At 55.2% G+C, this 1,625-nt stretch carries 1 protein-coding gene; it reads left to right on the top strand.

Going from position 1 to position 1,625, the window contains the following annotated elements; translation table 11 throughout:
• On the top strand, positions 1 to 1,625 hold a 1,625-nt coding region (locus MV985_RS08375; protein ID WP_297465233.1), incomplete at both ends, for a helix-turn-helix domain-containing protein.

Here is a 1,625-nt window from a genome sequence, read left to right as displayed (position 1 = left end):
AGATTGAGGTGATTGAGTACAACGACTTCGTCTACGACGTCAGCGTTCCAGGAAACGAGATGTTCTTCGCGGGCGAGGTACCCGTGTTGCTCCACAACTCCGATGAACGCGGCATAAACGTCATACGCGAGAAGGTGAAGGAGTTCGCGAGAACAAAGCCGATAGGTGGAGCGAGCTTCAAAATAATATTCCTCGACGAGGCAGACGCTTTAACGCAAGACGCCCAGCAGGCCCTGAGAAGGACAATGGAGATGTTTTCAAACAACGTGAGGTTTATTCTCAGCTGTGTCACCGGAGACACGAGGATATACACGCCAGATGAGAGGGAGATTAAGATAAGGGACTTCATGAACCACTTCGAGAACGGCTTAGTTAAGGAGGTGAGCAACAGACTCGGTAGGGACACCGTAATCGCGGCCGTTTCCTTCAACTCAAAGATAGTCGGCCATCCGGTTTACAGGCTCACCCTTGAGAGTGGAAGGGTCATCGAAGCGACGGGCGACCACATGTTCCTCACTCCGGAAGGCTGGAAGCAGACCTATGACCTCAAGGAGGGCTCCGAGGTTCTCGTAAGGCCCACCCTTGAGGGAACGCCCTACGAGCCGGACCCGAGGCAGATAATAGACCTCCGGGAGTTCTACGGCTTCCTCGAAAAGGTCGAGAGGGAGCACGGCCTCAAACCGCTCGGCGAAGCCAAAACCTTCAGGGAGCTCGTGACGAGGGACAAGGAAAGAATCCTGGAGAGGGCCCTTGAGCTCAAGGCCGGGATGGAGAACGGCCTGACTGAAAGGGAAGCCGAGATACTAGCTCTGCTCGGAGAGGGATGGACATCAAGGGAGGAGTTGCAGGAGAAGGCCGGAATCTCGCGCGTCAGGCTCAACCAGCTCCTCCAGAGCCTTGAGAGAAAGGGCTACATCAAAAGGAAAATCGAGGGCAGGAAACAGCTCGTCAGGAAGCTCCGCGATGGGAGGCCCCTGAGGAATGCAATGGACGTAAAGCGCGCCCTTGAGGATGAGTTTGGCATAAGGATAAGCTACAGCACGGTTAAGAAGCTCCTCTCCGGACAGGTTGACGGAATCGCCTACAGAATTCTCAGAGAGGTCAATGAGAAGTGGCTCGTCCGCTATGACGACGAGAAGGCAGGAATCCTGGCGAGGGTTCTTGGCTTCGTCCTCGGCGACGGGCACCTCGCCAAAACAGGGGTCAGGGTTTGGTTCAACTCCAGCAGGGAAGAGCTTGAGATGCTTGCCAGAGACCTCAGGAGGCTCGGCCTAAAGCCATCGGAGATAATAGAACGCGAATCGAGCTCGGAAATTCGCGGAAGGAAGGTCAAGGGCAAAATATACATGCTCTACGTTGACAGCGTTGCCTTCCACACATTGCTCCGCTTCTGGAAGGTCGAGGTCGGCAACAAGACGAAGAAGGGCTACGCCGTTCCGGAGTGGATTAAGAGGGGCAACCTCTTCGTCAAGAGGGAGTTCCTGCGCGGCCTCTTCGGAGCGGATGGAACGAAGCCAAGCGGGGAGCGCTACAACTTCAACGGCATAAAGCTTGAGATGCGGGCAAAGAGGGAGAGCCTTGAGAAAACCACAGAGTTCTTCAACGACATAGCGGAGCTCCTCAGG

This window comes from Thermococcus sp. (assembly GCF_027012695.1).
Lineage (GTDB): Archaea > Methanobacteriota_B > Thermococci > Thermococcales > Thermococcaceae > Thermococcus.
This window is presented reverse-complemented; position numbering and strand designations above follow the sequence as displayed.